Origin of the sequence: Pseudomonas sp. CFSAN084952, assembly GCF_009648855.1 — a bacterium.
Lineage (GTDB): Bacteria > Pseudomonadota > Gammaproteobacteria > Pseudomonadales > Pseudomonadaceae > Aquipseudomonas > Aquipseudomonas paracarnis.
The window spans coordinates 4,636,639-4,651,043 of the sequence record NZ_CP045767.1 but is presented as its reverse complement, the minus strand read 5'-3'; the positions used below and the strand labels follow the sequence as shown (position 1 = coordinate 4,651,043).

Genomic DNA, 14,405 nt, shown 5'->3' with positions numbered 1-14,405 from the left:
GTGTCAGAAGAGCCACGGAGCATATCACCGCACGTCGGCGTCGCCACCGATCAGCATGAATAAACGGAACAGCACCACGCTGGTGAACAGTTGCAGGAAGCTGTGGGCGCTGTCCATCAGCAGCCCCAGCAACGGCGCCGGTTCAGGGTACGCCGCCACGCTGGCGCCCTTGAGCAGCCACAACGGCGTCATCACGCACAGCAGGCACACCAGGATGCGCCAGAAATGCCCGCGGGTCAGGCGAAAGCTCTCCTTCATCGCCGCCAACGCCGGCATACCGCGCAGCACCAGCAGGTATTCGGCAAACGCCAGCACCACCATCAGCCACAAGCCCGGCAGGAAATACAGCGACAGCCCCAGCAGAATCAGCAAGGTGCTCATGGCTGTCAGCAGGGCAAAACGCGGCCACAGGCTCAAGGCCATGGCCCACACGTCCTTGGTGCGCGGCGACTCGCCCCGGGTGCGGGCATCGAGAAACAGGATCAGGGCGCCGGTGTACAGCGGGTACACCAACAAACCCACGACCACGCTGTAGCCGGGAAACGCATCCGGGCCCAGCGTGTGGTCCAGCACCTGTTGCAACAAGGCTTCGAGGATCACCAATGGCAGGCACAGCTGGACGATGGCGCCCAGGTTGCGCTGGGTAAAGCGGAAGGAGTCGCGCAAAACGTCTAACGGATTCATCAGGGTCATCACAGGCCTGGAAGCAGAGGGCCACACTTTAACCGATCAGGGTCCAAGGGGCGCAAACGTAAACCTTGAGTAAAGACCATTGAAACAACTCGTAACATCCCCATAACTGGAAAGCCCCCAGCCTGATCACAGGCGGGACCGGAATTTTTTATCGGCAATCTAACGAGGTCGCCATGAACAGCGAAGAGCAAACCCTGATCGATGGACTGTTTTCACGGTTGCAGCAAGCCGAAACGGACTCAGCCCCCCGCGACGCCCAGGCCGAAGCGCGGATCAAGGAGCATATGGCTCGCCAACCCGCCGTCGGCTATTACATGACCCAGTCGATTCTGGTGCAGGAACATGCGCTGCAGAGCCTCGACGCGCAAAACAATCAACAGGCCCAGCAGATCCAGCAATTGCAGGACGAGCTGCAACGGGCCAAGGCCACGCAACCGGCGCCGGCCAGCGGTGGTGGGTTCCTGTCGAGCATCTTTGGCGGCGGCTCCCGTGAGCCACAGCCTGCGCCGAGCAACACAGGTGGCGGCTGGCGTGAGCCGGCGCGACCCGCTTTTGGTCAGCCAGCGCCGCAGCAGAACTACCAACCGCCGCAAGCACCGGCCGCCGCGCCAGCCGGCAGCGGCTTCCTCGGTGGCGCCATGAAAACCGCCGCCGGCGTGGCCGGTGGAGTGTTGCTGGCCGAAGGCATCAGCAGCCTGTTCCATCACAACCAGCAGCCGCAGGTGGTGGAAGAAATCATCGAACAACCGGCACCGGCCAGTGACCAGGGCAACTGGGGCAACGATGACCAGAAGTTTGCCGGCAATGACAGCTGGGGCAGCAACTCTGATAACTTCGCCGACAGCGATTATTCCGACGATTCCTCATCCTTTGGCGACGACGATTCCTTCGTCTGACACACCACGCCGGGGCGCTGCGGCGCTCCGGTCTGATTTTTTCCCGGAAACGCTCCCTTGGCTGGCATACTGGCGCCCTTTCCGGGCGCTGGCGCCTGGCTGTCCATGAGGAAGTGCGGTGAAAAAAATTGCAGTGTTCGCCGATGTGCAAAACCTCTACTACACCGTGCGCCAGGCCTATGGTTGCCACTTCAACTACGCCGCCCTGTGGGCTGACATCAGCGCGCGCGGGCAGATTGTCGAGGCGTACGCCTACGCCATCGACCGCGGCGACAGCAAGCAGCAGCAGTTCCAGCAGATCCTGCGCAACCTGGGCTTTACGGTAAAACTCAAGCCGTACATCCAGCGCAGCGACGGCTCGGCCAAGGGCGACTGGGACGTGGGCATCACGCTGGACATCATGGACGCCGCCGACCATGTCGACGAAGTCGTGCTGGCCTCAGGTGACGGTGATTTCGACATGCTGCTCGAGCGCATTATCCACAAGCATGGCGTGCGGGCCGTGGCCTACGGCGTGCCGGGGCTGACGGCCAACTCATTGATACGCGCCGCCAGCCACTATGTGCCGATCGAAGGCGCGTTGTTGCTCAAATAGATCGTAGAACGGAGTTGGAACAGGTTTGGAACGTATAGCGGTCATCGACTTTGAAACCACCGGCATCACCCCCAGCAGCCACTGCCGGGCCACGGAGATTGGCGTGGTCATCCTTGAGCGCGGGCAAATCGTGGACCGCTACCAGAGCCTGATGAATGCTGGCGTGCGCATACCGGCGTTTATCGAACAGCTCACCGGCATCAGCAACGCCATGCTGCGCAGCGCGCCACCGGCTGAGCGGGTGATGAACGAGGTCAATGAGTTCGTCGGCACCACGCCCTTGATGGCGCACAACGCCGCGTTCGACCAGAAGTTCTGGGACTTTGAGCTGGGCCTGATCCGCCGCACCCGTCTGCAGAAATTTGCCTGCTCCCTGCTGCTGGCTCGCCGCCTGATGCCGGCGGCGCCCAACCACAAGCTCGGCACCCTCAACACCTACGCCAAACTGCCCCACACCGGCCAGGCTCACCGGGCGCTGGCGGATGCGGAAATGGCCGCCAACCTCACCGCGCACCTGGCCCGGGAACTGCGCCAGACTCACGGCCTGCGGGAGCTGTCCCATGACCTGTTGTGCACCTTGCAGAAAGTGCCGGCGGCGAAGATCAATGAGCACCTGAAGAAACATCGCGGGTTTTAAGGCCTGGCGCTGATCGTCCCCACGCTCCGCGTGGGCATGCATCTGGTGACGCTCCGCGTCACGACTTTAAGAGCGGACGCAGAGCGTCCAGGGCGGCATTCCCACGCAGAGCGTGGGAACGATCAGCAAGTCGCTAAATAAGTTGACTGACACACCGCCTTCGCGAGCAAAACATCGCGGGTTCTGATCCAGCCACCCCTCTCAAGAACACTGAAGTTCCAATGTGGGAGCTGGCTTGCCTGCGATAGCGGTGTATCAGCCAGCCATTTATTGCCTGACCCTCCGCTATCGCGGGCAAGCCCGCTCCCACAGGGGGTTATGCGTCGACTATCGAGGCTGTGCGCACTCCAGCGCCTGGTCCACCACCCCCTTCGCCATCTCCACCAAATGCATCACCGCCCGCTGCGGCGCCTTCATCACCTCACCCGACGCATTCGCTGTCTCCACCGCGCAGTGCAACAACTCCGCCGCATGGGCCAGGGCGTCTTCGAAGCTCAGGTTGTCATTGAGGATAAATATCGGCGCATCCGGGGCGGATGCCTTGAGGTAGTAGTCGATGGCACGACGGTGGAGCAGGGCGTCTTCGCTGAGGAAGTCGGTTTTGGGCTGGGGTGGATCGGGGGTGACTTTTTTGACCATGGTGAAACTCCTTGCTGGAAGAAGTCGACACCGTTCGCTTGCACGCGAATTAGGGTGGCAACTGTGCGTAGGTGTGCAAGACCGGGGCAAGGATCCAAACCCAGCAGGCCCGAAGGCCTCCCACGCACAGCCGCCATAACAGGCATATTGGCTGTAGGTTTATTTATGATCTTGCTTGCCATCGGACTTGCACGTCCGGTCACCGAACATTCGATGACAGAGCGAGACTAGCTACCGAATCCGACGGAAACAAGGCCGTGGGATTCTCTCGGAAACGTCCCGCAAATGAAAGGGATCGGTCTTGCTGGCCACTGAAACACGGAGGTTTTGAGGTCTCTTTCACCTGAGCGCTGAATGGTCGGTAGGCCAAATCCGGCTATGACCTAGGACCTTTCTGGTTTTCCTCTTTACTCCTCTATCGCGTCTTACTGCGACCTACCATCCCGTCTGTCACTCATGCACAGGGATTACAGTCATGCAGGAAAGCGATCTTCATACAGCGATTATGCGAAGCAAGTTGGAACTTGAATCAAATGGCATTGATCTGGGCTCCAGTTCAAGCATGGCGTTTCATGTGGGCAACACGATGACAAGCTGCCCGGCAGTCATGGTGTTGCCGAGTTCGCCAGGTTGGAGTCATGGCCCTCATTACCAGTTACTCAAGCCGATTCACGCTGACCCCGCTGTGCCGGATACGACGTTTGATGAACTCTGGAAATGTACACAGCAACACTACGGCCTCACGGCAGCCACCGTGATCACTGGCGCGGCGGGCATACCGATAAGCAAAATTGCGGTGGGTGCTTGGGTTCACGTCGGCTCCAGCAAAACCACGAACCTGGCTAGCCTGATCGGCATGCGCTTTTTCCCTCGTACATTGATCAGGCAACCCACCATGGCCAGAATGGCAAAGGCAACGTTTGGCACGGTTCGGGTATTTGGCATCATCGGGCGAGGCATACCCTTCGTTGCTGCCGGGCTTGCAGTCTTTGACCTAGTCAGTATTGGTAAGTGTGCCTATGAGGCGAGAAATGGAAGGTAGCCTGACCAGAGCCGACATCAGCGAAAAAGTGATCCAGCTATTCGTCGATATCATCGGCTTTATCGACCGAAGCGATGTGACGGAGCAAACCGATTTCATCCATGACTTCGACATCATTGATGACGATCTGACGTGCTTTGTCATGCAGATCAAGTGGCAGTTCAAGTTGCAAGCGACGCAGGAGGATTGGGATCACATCACGACCATCGAGCAGATAGTCGATCTGATCGTCCAGCGCAGATCGAGCCCTTTGTAGGAGCGAGCTTGCTCGCGAAGAACGCCAACGGACGCTGGCGTCCTGAATGCACGCGGCGCCCTCGGGTTTTTCGCGAGCAAGCTCGCTCCTACAGGGGGCGCGGCGGGCAACCGGTGAGGCCACTGGCGCCATCGCAGGCAAGCCAGCTCCCACAGTTGACCGCGTCGCTTGGGCAGATCAGCCAGCATTTTTCCCATTGGCTTCCAATTGCCCCAACGGCACCCGCCGCTCTATGGCGCTGGACAAAATAATCGAGGTCTTGCTGAAGCCGAACTTCGCTACCCGATTAATCAGGTTTTCCAGCTCGGGCATCGAGCCCACCGCCGCTTGCATGATCACGCACGGGTCGCCGGTGACCCGGTGGCATTCGGTCAGTTCGGGTATTTCCGCCAGGGCGTCGTAAACCTTTTGGCTGCCATGGTTGGTCAGTCGCAGTTCAATCACGCATTGAATCGGCAAACCCACTTTGGATAAATCCACCTTGGCCTGGTACCCGGTGATCACGCCGCTGGCCTCAAGCTTGGCCACGCGTTCGGCCACGGCGGGTGCGGAGAGGTTCACGGTGCGCGCCAGTTGCGCGTAGGAAGCACGGCCATCTTCAAGCAGGGCGCTGAGGAGCATGCGGTCGTATTTGTCCATGATAAGGCTCCGGTTGCGCATGGCTTTCGAAAGCACGGTTTATAGCCTTGATAACCATGGTTTGAGAAGTGTATTGGCGTTTTAAACAGGTTTTGTAACTTAAGTTTATCCACCTTCGTTTCTAGAATAAGTCTCCCATTTCCTGCCATAGAGCCGCCCAATGCCTGGCCCACGTCGCTTTCCCTTACCGTTGATCGCCGCCTTTTTTGCGTTGTATGTGATCTGGGGTTCCACCTATCTGGTGATCCGCATTGGCGTGGAGTACTGGCCGCCGCTGTTGCTGGCGGGGATTCGGTTTTGCACGGCGGGTGCGTTGATGTACGGCTTTCTCAGGTGGCGCGGGGTGCCAGCGCCGACCTGGCCGCAGTGGAAGGCGGCCGGGATGATCGGCATTTTGCTGCTCACCGTGGGCAATGGTGGCGTGAGTGTGGCCGAACATATGGGCGTGTCGTCCGGCGTGGCCGCGCTGGCGGTGGCGACGGTGCCGCTGTTTACCTTGCTGTGTGGGTTTTTCTGGGGGGCGCGTAATACACGGTTGGAATGGGCCGGGGTGCTGCTGGGGATCATCGGCATTGCCATGCTCAACATGGGCAGTACCTTGCAGTCGAGCCCACTGGGCGCGGTGTTGCTGTTGATGGCGGCGGCGTCCTGGGCCTTCGGCTCGGTGTGGAGCCGGCATTTGCCGCTGCCCCAAGGCGCCATGGCCAGTGCCGCGGAAATGCTCGTGGCTGGCGTGGCGCTGCTGCTGGTCAGCGCGTTGTCTGGCGAGCACCTGCAGGCCATGCCGCCGCTGGAGGGCTGGCTGGCCCTGGCGTACCTCACGGTGTTCGGCTCGATCATCGCCTTCAACGCTTATATGTACCTGCTCAAGCACGTACGCCCGGCGGCGGCGACCAGCTACGCCTATGTGAATCCGGCCGTGGCCGTGTTACTGGGGATTGTGTTTGTCGGTGAGAGCATCGGCCTGGAAGAAGCCCTGGCAATGCTGGTGATCATCAGCGCGGTGTTGCTGATCAGCCTGCCCCAATGGCGCAAGCCCAAACCCGAAATAAGGTAAACTGCCGCGCATTACGCCCTTGCGCTGAATTTTTCCTACGGTAACTACATGACTTTCGCCACCCTTGGCCTGATCGAACCCTTGCTGCGCGCCCTTGAGACGCTTGGCTACCAGACCCCGACGCCGGTGCAGGCCCAAGCCATTCCGGCAGTGCTGGCCGGTCGCGACCTGATGGCCGCAGCCCAGACCGGCACCGGCAAGACTGCAGGTTTCGCCTTGCCGCTGCTGCAACTGCTGACCCTGGAAGGGCCGAAAGTCGCCGCCAACTCGGCGCGTGCGCTGATCCTGTGCCCCACTCGCGAGCTGGCTGAGCAGGTTCACGCCAGCGTTGCCGAGTACGCCCAGCACCTGCCGCTGACCACTTACGCGGTGTACGGCGGCGTGAGTATCAACCCGCAGATGATGAAGCTGCGCAAGGGTGTGGATATTTTGGTCGCCACCCCTGGCCGCCTGATCGACCTGTTCCGCCAGAACGCGCTGAAGCTCAACCAGCTGCAAACCCTGGTGCTGGATGAAGCCGACCGTATGCTCGACCTGGGCTTCTCCGAAGAGCTTGCCAACATTTATCGCATGCTGCCGAAAAAGCGCCAGACCCTGCTGTTCTCCGCGACCTTCTCCGATGACATCCGCCTGCTCGCCGGGCAAATGCTCAACGACCCGCTGAGCATCGAAGTCAGCCCCCGCAACGTTGCCGCCAACACCGTCAAGCAGTGGGTTGTGCCGGTGGACAAGAAGCGCAAGCCGGAGCTGTTTGTGCACCTGATGCGCAAAGGCCGTTGGAAGCAAGTGCTGGTGTTCGCCAAGACCCGCAACGGCGTAGACGCCCTGGTGGACAAGTTGCAGGGCCTGGGCATCAACGCCGACGGCATTCATGGCGACAAACCCCAAGCCACCCGCCAACGCGCACTGGACCGCTTCAAGACCAGCGACGTGCAGATCCTGGTGGCCACCGACGTAGCGGCCCGTGGCCTGGATATCGAAGACCTGCCGCTGGTGGTCAACTTCGACCTGCCCATCGTGGCCGAAGACTACATCCACCGTATCGGCCGTACCGGGCGTGCGGGCAACACCGGTGAGGCGATTTCCCTGGTGTGTGCCGACGAGGTGAACATGCTCTCGGCGATCGAAATGCTGACCCGTCAGACCCTCACCCGCAAGATGGAACCGGATTTCGAGCCGGAGCACCGCGTGCCGGACACCGATGCCAGCGGGCAGGTGGTCAAGAAGCCGAAAAAGCCGAAGAAGCCTAAAACGTCCGGCGGTGGCGGCAAGCGCAACCTGGGCAAGTGGGTGGACAGTGGGGAAGTGGCGCCGGCCGAGCCTTCGATCAAGCCGGTGCGCAAGGTGCCGGTGTTTAACACTGGGCCGCGTAAGAAGAAGTGATTGATCGTTCCCACGCTCCGCGTGGGAACGCATCCTGTGACGCTCTGCGTCACGAACCTAAAGCGGGACGCAGAGCGTCCCTGGCGGCATCCCCACGCAGAGCGTGGGAACGATCAGCGTTGGAGCCACTCCAACATCCCCAGCCCAGCCGTCCGGCCACTGGCAAAACAGCCGGTCAGCAAATACCCACCGGTCGGCGCCTCCCAATCCAGCATTTCCCCCGCACAAAACACGCCAGGCAATGGCTTGAGCATCAACCGCTCATCCAGCGCTTCAAACGGCACACCACCGGCCGTGCTGATCGCCTCATCCATCGGCCGCGTCCTCACCAGCGTCAGCGGCAGCGCCTTGATATCCACCGCCAATTGCGCCGGATCGGTGAAGTGTTCAGCGGGCGTCAACTCGCGTAACAACGCCGCTTTCACCCCATCCAACCCCAACTGACTGTGCAAGTGCTTGCTCATCGACCGCGAGCCACGGGGCTTGGCCAATGCGGCCTGCACCTTGTCCAGCGGCTTGCTGGGCAGCAAATCGATATGTACCGTGGCCGCTCCGTCGCGGTTGATCGCTTTGCGAATCGGCGCCGACAAGGCGTAAATCAAACTGCCTTCAATGCCGGTGGCAGTGATCACGCATTCGCCCAACCGAGGCTTGTCATCCCCCAGGCCAATGGCGACGTTTTTCAACGGTGCGCCCGCGAATTTGCTGACCATCAACGCGCTCCATGCCGACACTTCAAACCCGCAGTTGCTCGGTTGCAGTCGCACATAGGGCAGGCCTTTGCCTTCAAACAGGTTGAGCCATGCACCGTCGGAGCCCAATCGCGACCAGCTGCCGCCGCCCAGGGCCAGCAGCACAGCGTCGCTGTGGACAACTTTTTCGCCGTCCGGGCTGTGGATAAGTAAATCGCCCTCAGCATTCCAACCCGTCCACCGATGCCGGGTGTGGATAACCACACCTTGCTCCCGCAGACGCTTGAGCCAGGCGCGCAGCAGTGGCGCGGCTTTCATATCGGTAGGAAATACGCGGCCGGAGGTGCCGACAAAGGTCTGGATACCCAGGCCATGGATCCATTCGCACAACGCCTCGGCGCCAAAGCTGCGCAGCAGCGGCGCCATGTGCGGCGCGCGTTCAGCGTAGCGCGACAGGAACGCCGGGTACGCCTCGGAGTGGGTGATGTTCATGCCGCCCACGCCGGCCAGCAGGAACTTGCGCCCCACTGAAGGCATGCCGTCGTACAGATCCACGCGCACGCCCGCCTGGCTCAAGACTTCGGCGGCCATCAGCCCGGCGGGGCCGCCGCCGATAATGGAGACGTGGTGGGCAGAAGTCTGAGGCATGGGCAGGGCTACGGTGATGTGAATAGGCCGAGCATTCTACCCGACCATGACGCCGCTGCCTGATCAAAAAACGTACACTTTCCTACAGGCCATGCGGTCAAACGCTTGTAGCCGCTTACGCTCAAGTTATCCACAGGCCGTTCCACAGGCATTGTGGGTAACGCTCACACTTCAATGACAGCCTGATGACGTCCACACCCGCTGCGCGCTGTGGTGCAGGATGCCGTGGCGGCGGGCGAGGGCGGGGCGGTCCTTGCTGTAACCGCCGCCGATCACGCCCATCACCGGTATGTCGCGGCCCAGGCAGTGGCGCATCACGCTTTCATCACGGGCGGCGACGCCTGCATCTGTCAGCTTGAGGTAACCAAGGGCGTCGTCCTTGTGCACATCCACGCCGGCGTCGTACAGCACCAGATCCGGCTGGTAGAGCGGCAGCAGGTAGTTGAGCGCGTCATCCACCACCTTGAGGTAGTCGGCATCGCCCATGCCCATGGGCAGCGGGATGTCCCAGTCGCTCTGGGCCTTGCGTGCCGGGAAGTTCTTTTCGCAGTGCAGCGACACGGTGATGGCGTCCGGCGTGTCGTGCAGGATGCGTGCGGTGCCGTCACCCTGGTGTACGTCGCAATCGAAGATCAGCACGCGATTGACCCGGCCGTTGGCCAACAGGTAATGGCTGATCACCGCCAGGTCATTAAAAATGCAGAAACCCGCCGGATAATCGTAATGGGCATGGTGGGTGCCGCCCGCCAAATGGCAGGCCAGGCCATGTTCCAGGGCTTGTTCGGCCGCCAGTATCGAGCCGCCCACCGCGCGCACCGTGCGCCGGGCCAGGGCTTCGCTCCACGGCAGGCCGAGGCGGCGTTGGTCTTCGCGGGACAGTTCGCCGCTCATGTAGCGTTCGATATATCCAGGTTCATGGGCCAGGGCCAAAATGTCTGCCGGGCACAGCGGCGGGCGCAGCAATTGGCTGTCTTCGGTCAGGCCGCTGTCCACCAGGTGGTCACGCAACAGGCGAAACTTGTCCATGGGGAACCGGTGGTCCGCCGGGAACTCAGGGCTGTAGTCTTCGTGGTAGATCAATGGCAAGGGCATGGGATTTTCTGACGGGAACCTGCGACGGATCTTAACAGCGCTGTACACTCACGCACATGGCAAGGCAGGGGGGACCCATGGAGCCGATACTGGAATTGGAAAGTGCACGCTTGGTGCTGCGCCAATGGCGCGACAGCGACCTGCCGGACTTTGCGCGCATGTGCGCCGACCCGCAGGTGATGCGCTACTTTCCGGCTCAATTGAGCCACTTGGAAAGCGCCGCGCTTATCGGCCGGATTCGCGGGCATTTTGCTGAATATGGCTTTGGTTTTTGGGCCTTGCAGCGCAAGGACACGGGCGAATTTATCGGCCTGACCGGGCTTGCGAATGTCAGCTTTGAAGCCGGCTTTACCCCGGCGGTGGAAATCGGCTGGCGCCTGGCCCGCGAACATTGGGGCCTGGGTTATGCCAGTGAGGCCGCCTGGACAGCGTTGCGCTGTGGTTTTGACCGCTTGCAACTGGACGAAATCCTGGCCTTCACCACCGAGAGCAATCTGCCCTCACAAAAAGTCATGCAGGCCATCGGTATGCATTACGATCCGCAGGCAGATTTTGAACACCCGAAAGTCGCAGCCGGTGACCCGCTGCGACCGCATGTTTTGTACCGCATCACCCGCGCCCAATGGTTGGACACGCTGCACGGATAAGCAGCCCGGAATGCCCTATTGATTGTAGGAGTTGCTCTATGAGCCAAGTATTGGAAGATCTGGTGGACTTGCTGACCCTGGAGCCGATCGAGGAGAACCTCTTTCGCGGCCGCAGCCAGGACCTGGGCTTTCGCCAGCTGTTCGGCGGCCAAGTGCTCGGCCAGTCACTGTCGGCGGCCAGCCAGACCGTAGAAGAAGCGCGGCATGTACATTCCCTGCACGGTTATTTCCTGCGCCCTGGCGATGCCGCGTTGCCGGTGGTGTATTCGGTGGACCGCGTGCGCGATGGTGGCAGTTTCAGCACGCGTCGTGTCACCGCGATTCAAAAGGGCAATCCGATCTTCACCTGCACGACCTCGTTCCAGTACGACGAACAAGGCTTCGAGCACCAGACCACCATGCCGGTGGTAGTGGGCCCGGAAAACCTGCCGTCGGAACTGGAGCTGACCCAGCAACGTGCGCACCTGATCCCCGAGCACATGCGCGACAAGCTGCTGTGCCCCAAGCCCATCGAAGTGCGCCCGGTCACCGAAAAAGACCCGTTCAACCCGCAGCCGTCCGACCCGGTCAAGTACGTGTGGTTTCGTGCCGACGGTGCCTTGGCGGACACACCGGCGTTGCATAAATACCTGCTGGCCTATGCCTCGGACTTTGGCCTGCTGACCACCTCGCTGCTGCCCCATGGCAAGACCGTGTGGCAGAAAGACATGCAGGTCGCCAGCCTCGATCACGCGCTGTGGTTCCACGCCGACCTGCGTGCCGATGACTGGTTGTTGTACGCCATGGACAGCCCGTGGGCTGGCAACTCCAGGGGGTTCTCCCGGGGCAGCGTGTACAACCGCGCCGGGCAACTGGTGGCGTCGGTGACCCAGGAAGGTTTGATCCGCCATCGCAAGGATTGGGCATGAGCCTCGGCGACGTTAGGCACTGGGTGTTCGACATGGACGGCACCCTCACGGTGGCCGTGCATGATTTTGCCGCTATCCGCGTGGCGCTGGACATTCCACCTGAAGACGACATCCTCACGCACCTGGCGGCCTTGCCTGCGCCGGTTGCAGCGGCCAAGCACGCCTGGTTGCTGGAGCATGAGCGCGAGCTGGCCCTGGGTTCGGTGGCGGCGCAGGGCGCGGTGGAGCTGGTACAGGAATTGGCCGGGCGCGGTTACCGCCTGGGGATCCTGACCCGCAATGCGCGGGAGCTGGCCCATATCACCCTGGAGGCGATAGGCCTGGCGGACTGCTTTGCGATTGAGGATGTGCTGGGGCGCGATGATGCGCCGCACAAGCCGGATCCCGGTGGGTTGCTGAAACTGGCGGCGGCTTGGGACGTAGCACCCCGCGACATGGTGATGGTCGGGGATTACCGCTTTGACCTGGATTGTGGTCGGGCAGCGGGCACCAAGACGGTGTTGGTGAACTTGCCGGAGAACCCTTGGCCGGAATTGGCGGATTGGCATGCCGAGGATTGTGCGGCGCTGCGCCGAATGATCTAAGCCGGGCGACAGAGAGCAAATGTTGGAGCTGGCTTGCCTGCGATAGCGGTGGGTCAGCTGACACTTTATCAACTGACAGTCCGTCATCGCAGGCAAGCCAGCTCCCACATTTTGATTAGGTTCCTTCAGGTGCTAATGGGCGAACAGCACCTTTTCTCCTTCTGGCGAGGTAAACATTTTGTCCCCGTCATGTCCCACCCCCGGCACTTCTACCAGCCGGTGGCCCAACTGCGGATGCCGCTGCTTGAGGTAGTCAAAGTAGTTGTGGCCACGAAGCAGTCGATACGCACCCTGGGTTTCGGCTTCGCAGCTTTTATCCAATGCCGGGTGGTTGGGGTCGGTGTCCTGCTGGCCCAACAGGTAAGTGATGTCGCGTGAGACGTAGTCTTGTTCCAGCTGCTGGGCACCTCGGCCCCCCACGTAATCCGGCAGGTTTTGCATGCCGTACTTCCAGTCGTTGAAGCCTGGGCAATTGGCGATGTCGAACGTCACCGGGCGTTGCGGGCTGAAGTACGCATAGGACGACGGGTTAGCCACCACATACCGCAGGCGGATGCCCTCGGAATTCAGCAACGGGTGGTCGTGGCCGGTGAGGGCGAAGCGCTGCACCACTTGGCCGCCACCGGAATGCCCGGCGACCACGATTTCTTTCAACGCCGGGAACAGTTTGTGGTTGCCCAAGTGCTTGATGATCTGGTCCAGAGCGCCATAAGAGCTGATCTGCCCTGGGCCGGTGGACGCTTCGCCGGCCATCCAGTCGTTACCCGTCCAACGCACCACCTCGTGGCCCAGGTGATTGCGCTTCACGTCGGCTTGATTGAGAAACTGCGGCGCGATCACCAGCGTAGTACCGCCCACCCCGGCATGCTCGGCGGCGTCGATGCCGCTTTGCAGGTAGGTTTGTGCATTGCGCAGGCGGCCATGCACGATGATCAACGCGCGTGTGACCTTGGGCAGTGGTTCGCGCCAATCCTGGCTCAGGCCCAGGCTGAGGTCGCCGGCCTCCAGATGAAAGCGATCGGGGCTGACCACCTTGACGCCGTGTTCGGCTGCGAAGGTGCAACAGGACACGAGCACACCCAGCAGTAACCCCCATCGTTTGATCATTTAGAGACTCTTGGCCGCGAAGGTATCGCATTGAGTGATCTGGCCCTGGGCGAAGCCGGTCTTGAACCAGCGCACGCGCTGGGCCGAGGTGCCGTGGGTGAACGAGTCTGGTACCACGCGCCCCTGGCCTTGTTGCTGCAAGCGGTCATCGCCGATGGCATTGGCTGCGTTCAGGGCTTCTTCGATATCGCCGGGTTCCAGCCAGTTCAGACGTTTTTGCGCATGGTTGGCCCACACGCCGGCAAAGCAGTCGGCTTGCAGCTCCTGGCGAACCAGCAGGCCACCGTCGCCTTCCATCTGCCGGCCCTGTTGGCGCGCCGCCTGGATCTTGGACGAGATGCCCAGTAACGTTTGTACGTGGTGCCCGATTTCGTGGGCGATCACGTAGGCCTGGGCGAAATCACCGGCGGCCTGGAAGCGTTGCGACATTTCCCGGAAGAAATCCAGGTCCAAGTACACCTGCTGGTCAGCCGGGCAGTAGAACGGGCCGCTGGCCGAGGTGGCGCCACCACAGGCTGAGTTCACCCGGCCACGGAACAGGATCAGTTTCGGGTTCTTATAGGCCAGCCCATTTTCCTGGAACACTTGGCCCCAGGTGTCTTCGGTATCGCCCAGCACAGCGCGCACAAAGTCGGCTTGCTCATCGTTGGCTGGCGGCGCTTGACGCGGCTGGGTACTGACCGATGGCGCCTGTTCCATCTGGCCGGTCAATTGACCAAGAATCTGCATCGGGTCCTGGCCGGTCAGCCAGCCAATGCCAACGATCAGCACGATGGCCGTGAGGCTCAGGCCCTTGCCGCCGCCGAAGCGCATACCGCCACCGCCGCCACCACTGTCGTTACGGGCATCCACCACGTTGTCGCTGCGTCGGCCTTTTTTCCATAGCATGG

At 61.3% G+C, this 14,405-nt stretch carries 17 protein-coding genes; 10 read left to right on the top strand and 7 right to left on the bottom strand.

The genetic code is table 11. The features are described 5' to 3' along the window. Window positions 1-24: 24 nt before the first annotated feature. The gene (locus GH769_RS21120; RefSeq protein WP_032904195.1) at window positions 25-684 is read right to left on the bottom strand and encodes a YciC family protein; all 660 of its coding nucleotides are present in this window, start codon (window positions 682-684) and stop codon (window positions 25-27) included. 182 nt (window positions 685-866) lie between these two features. Here GH769_RS21120 and GH769_RS21115 point away from each other — a divergent pair, with 182 nt between their 5' ends. The 3 genes from GH769_RS21115 (at window position 867) to GH769_RS21105 (ending at window position 2,821) form a co-directional block, all read left to right on the top strand. Further along, window positions 867-1,589 (top strand): DUF2076 domain-containing protein, encoded by a 723-nt coding sequence (locus tag GH769_RS21115; RefSeq protein ID WP_153649890.1) that lies wholly within the window; start codon window positions 867-869, stop codon window positions 1,587-1,589. A 118-nt stretch (window positions 1,590-1,707) separates the two neighbouring features. Next, complete coding sequence (locus tag GH769_RS21110; RefSeq protein ID WP_003194396.1) at window positions 1,708-2,184, top strand: NYN domain-containing protein; 477 nt, start codon at window positions 1,708-1,710, stop codon at window positions 2,182-2,184. 25 nt (window positions 2,185-2,209) lie between these two features. Further along, window positions 2,210-2,821: a PolC-type DNA polymerase III gene (locus tag GH769_RS21105; protein WP_014720051.1), complete on the top strand. Its 612-nt coding sequence runs from the start codon at window positions 2,210-2,212 to the stop codon at window positions 2,819-2,821. 327 nt (window positions 2,822-3,148) lie between these two features. Here GH769_RS21105 and GH769_RS21100 read toward each other — a convergent pair whose 3' ends face one another. Beyond that, a complete protein-coding gene (locus tag GH769_RS21100) occupies window positions 3,149-3,460 on the bottom strand; it encodes a DUF6124 family protein (RefSeq protein WP_014720050.1) in 312 nt (103 codons plus the stop codon). A gap of 475 nt (window positions 3,461-3,935) precedes the next feature. Between GH769_RS21100 and GH769_RS21095 the strand changes: the two genes are divergently transcribed. After that, window positions 3,936-4,502: a hypothetical protein gene (locus tag GH769_RS21095; RefSeq protein ID WP_032873225.1), complete on the top strand. Its 567-nt coding sequence runs from the start codon at window positions 3,936-3,938 to the stop codon at window positions 4,500-4,502. Then, window positions 4,492-4,758 (top strand): acyl carrier protein, encoded by a 267-nt coding sequence (locus GH769_RS21090; protein WP_019818047.1) that lies wholly within the window; start codon window positions 4,492-4,494, stop codon window positions 4,756-4,758. Before GH769_RS21095 ends, GH769_RS21090 begins: the two co-directional genes overlap by 11 nt. Before the next feature lie 177 nt (window positions 4,759-4,935). Here GH769_RS21090 and GH769_RS21085 read toward each other — a convergent pair whose 3' ends face one another. Further along, window positions 4,936-5,397 (bottom strand): Lrp/AsnC family transcriptional regulator, encoded by a 462-nt coding sequence (locus GH769_RS21085; protein ID WP_014720049.1) that lies wholly within the window; start codon window positions 5,395-5,397, stop codon window positions 4,936-4,938. 160 nt (window positions 5,398-5,557) lie between these two features. On the opposite strand from GH769_RS21085, the gene yedA reads away from it, so the two are divergent. Then, complete coding sequence (gene yedA / locus GH769_RS21080; RefSeq protein ID WP_014720048.1) at window positions 5,558-6,454, top strand: drug/metabolite exporter YedA; 897 nt, start codon at window positions 5,558-5,560, stop codon at window positions 6,452-6,454. Window positions 6,455-6,502: 48 nt separating this feature from the next. Continuing rightward, entirely contained in the window at window positions 6,503-7,837 is a 1,335-nt protein-coding gene (locus GH769_RS21075; RefSeq protein ID WP_032904155.1) for a DEAD/DEAH box helicase, read from the top strand. A gap of 113 nt (window positions 7,838-7,950) precedes the next feature. Here GH769_RS21075 and GH769_RS21070 read toward each other — a convergent pair whose 3' ends face one another. Next, on the bottom strand, window positions 7,951-9,177 hold the full coding sequence (locus tag GH769_RS21070; protein ID WP_032904156.1) for a TIGR03862 family flavoprotein: 1,227 nt from the start codon (window positions 9,175-9,177) through the stop codon (window positions 7,951-7,953). A 171-nt stretch (window positions 9,178-9,348) separates the two neighbouring features. Continuing rightward, window positions 9,349-10,269, bottom strand: coding sequence for a histone deacetylase (locus GH769_RS21065; protein WP_032904157.1), 921 nt, complete (start codon window positions 10,267-10,269; stop codon window positions 9,349-9,351). A gap of 77 nt (window positions 10,270-10,346) precedes the next feature. Here GH769_RS21065 and GH769_RS21060 point away from each other — a divergent pair, with 77 nt between their 5' ends. Genes GH769_RS21060 through GH769_RS21050 form a run of 3 tightly spaced genes read left to right on the top strand, consistent with a single transcriptional unit; the run spans window position 10,347 to window position 12,408 of the window. Beyond that, window positions 10,347-10,916, top strand: coding sequence for a GNAT family N-acetyltransferase (locus tag GH769_RS21060; RefSeq protein WP_014720044.1), 570 nt, complete (start codon window positions 10,347-10,349; stop codon window positions 10,914-10,916). Between the two features lie 38 nt (window positions 10,917-10,954). Next, window positions 10,955-11,824 (top strand): acyl-CoA thioesterase II, encoded by an 870-nt coding sequence (gene tesB / locus GH769_RS21055; protein WP_014720043.1) that lies wholly within the window; start codon window positions 10,955-10,957, stop codon window positions 11,822-11,824. Continuing rightward, entirely contained in the window at window positions 11,821-12,408 is a 588-nt protein-coding gene (locus GH769_RS21050; RefSeq protein WP_014720042.1) for an HAD family hydrolase, read from the top strand. Before tesB ends, GH769_RS21050 begins: the two co-directional genes overlap by 4 nt. A gap of 132 nt (window positions 12,409-12,540) precedes the next feature. On the opposite strand, the gene GH769_RS21045 is transcribed toward GH769_RS21050, so the two are convergent. Beyond that, on the bottom strand, window positions 12,541-13,515 hold the full coding sequence (locus tag GH769_RS21045; protein WP_032904158.1) for a lipoprotein: 975 nt from the start codon (window positions 13,513-13,515) through the stop codon (window positions 12,541-12,543). Further along, a complete protein-coding gene (locus tag GH769_RS21040) occupies window positions 13,516-14,403 on the bottom strand; it encodes a neutral zinc metallopeptidase (RefSeq protein WP_014720040.1) in 888 nt (295 codons plus the stop codon). Between the last annotated feature and the right edge of the window lie 2 nt (window positions 14,404-14,405).

Bases quoted from the DNA above. Each gene is read 5' to 3' on its own strand.
- GH769_RS21120 (WP_032904195.1), bottom strand. From the start codon at position 684: ATGAATCCGTTAGACGTTTTGCGCGACTCCTTCCGCTTTACCCAGCGC.
- GH769_RS21075 (WP_032904155.1), top strand. From the start codon at position 6,503: ATGACTTTCGCCACCCTTGGCCTGATCGAACCCTTGCTGCGCGCCCTT.
- GH769_RS21100 (WP_014720050.1), bottom strand. From the start codon at position 3,460: ATGGTCAAAAAAGTCACCCCCGATCCACCCCAGCCCAAAACCGACTTC.
- GH769_RS21095 (WP_032873225.1), top strand. From the start codon at position 3,936: ATGCAGGAAAGCGATCTTCATACAGCGATTATGCGAAGCAAGTTGGAA.
- GH769_RS21060 (WP_014720044.1), top strand. From the start codon at position 10,347: ATGGAGCCGATACTGGAATTGGAAAGTGCACGCTTGGTGCTGCGCCAA.
- GH769_RS21090 (WP_019818047.1), top strand. From the start codon at position 4,492: ATGGAAGGTAGCCTGACCAGAGCCGACATCAGCGAAAAAGTGATCCAG.
- GH769_RS21070 (WP_032904156.1), bottom strand. From the start codon at position 9,177: ATGCCTCAGACTTCTGCCCACCACGTCTCCATTATCGGCGGCGGCCCC.
- GH769_RS21040 (WP_014720040.1), bottom strand. From the start codon at position 14,403: ATGCTATGGAAAAAAGGCCGACGCAGCGACAACGTGGTGGATGCCCGT.
- GH769_RS21045 (WP_032904158.1), bottom strand. From the start codon at position 13,515: ATGATCAAACGATGGGGGTTACTGCTGGGTGTGCTCGTGTCCTGTTGC.
- tesB (WP_014720043.1), top strand. From the start codon at position 10,955: ATGAGCCAAGTATTGGAAGATCTGGTGGACTTGCTGACCCTGGAGCCG.
- GH769_RS21050 (WP_014720042.1), top strand. From the start codon at position 11,821: ATGAGCCTCGGCGACGTTAGGCACTGGGTGTTCGACATGGACGGCACC.
- GH769_RS21065 (WP_032904157.1), bottom strand. From the start codon at position 10,269: ATGCCCTTGCCATTGATCTACCACGAAGACTACAGCCCTGAGTTCCCG.
- GH769_RS21115 (WP_153649890.1), top strand. From the start codon at position 867: ATGAACAGCGAAGAGCAAACCCTGATCGATGGACTGTTTTCACGGTTG.
- GH769_RS21085 (WP_014720049.1), bottom strand. From the start codon at position 5,397: ATGGACAAATACGACCGCATGCTCCTCAGCGCCCTGCTTGAAGATGGC.
- yedA (WP_014720048.1), top strand. From the start codon at position 5,558: ATGCCTGGCCCACGTCGCTTTCCCTTACCGTTGATCGCCGCCTTTTTT.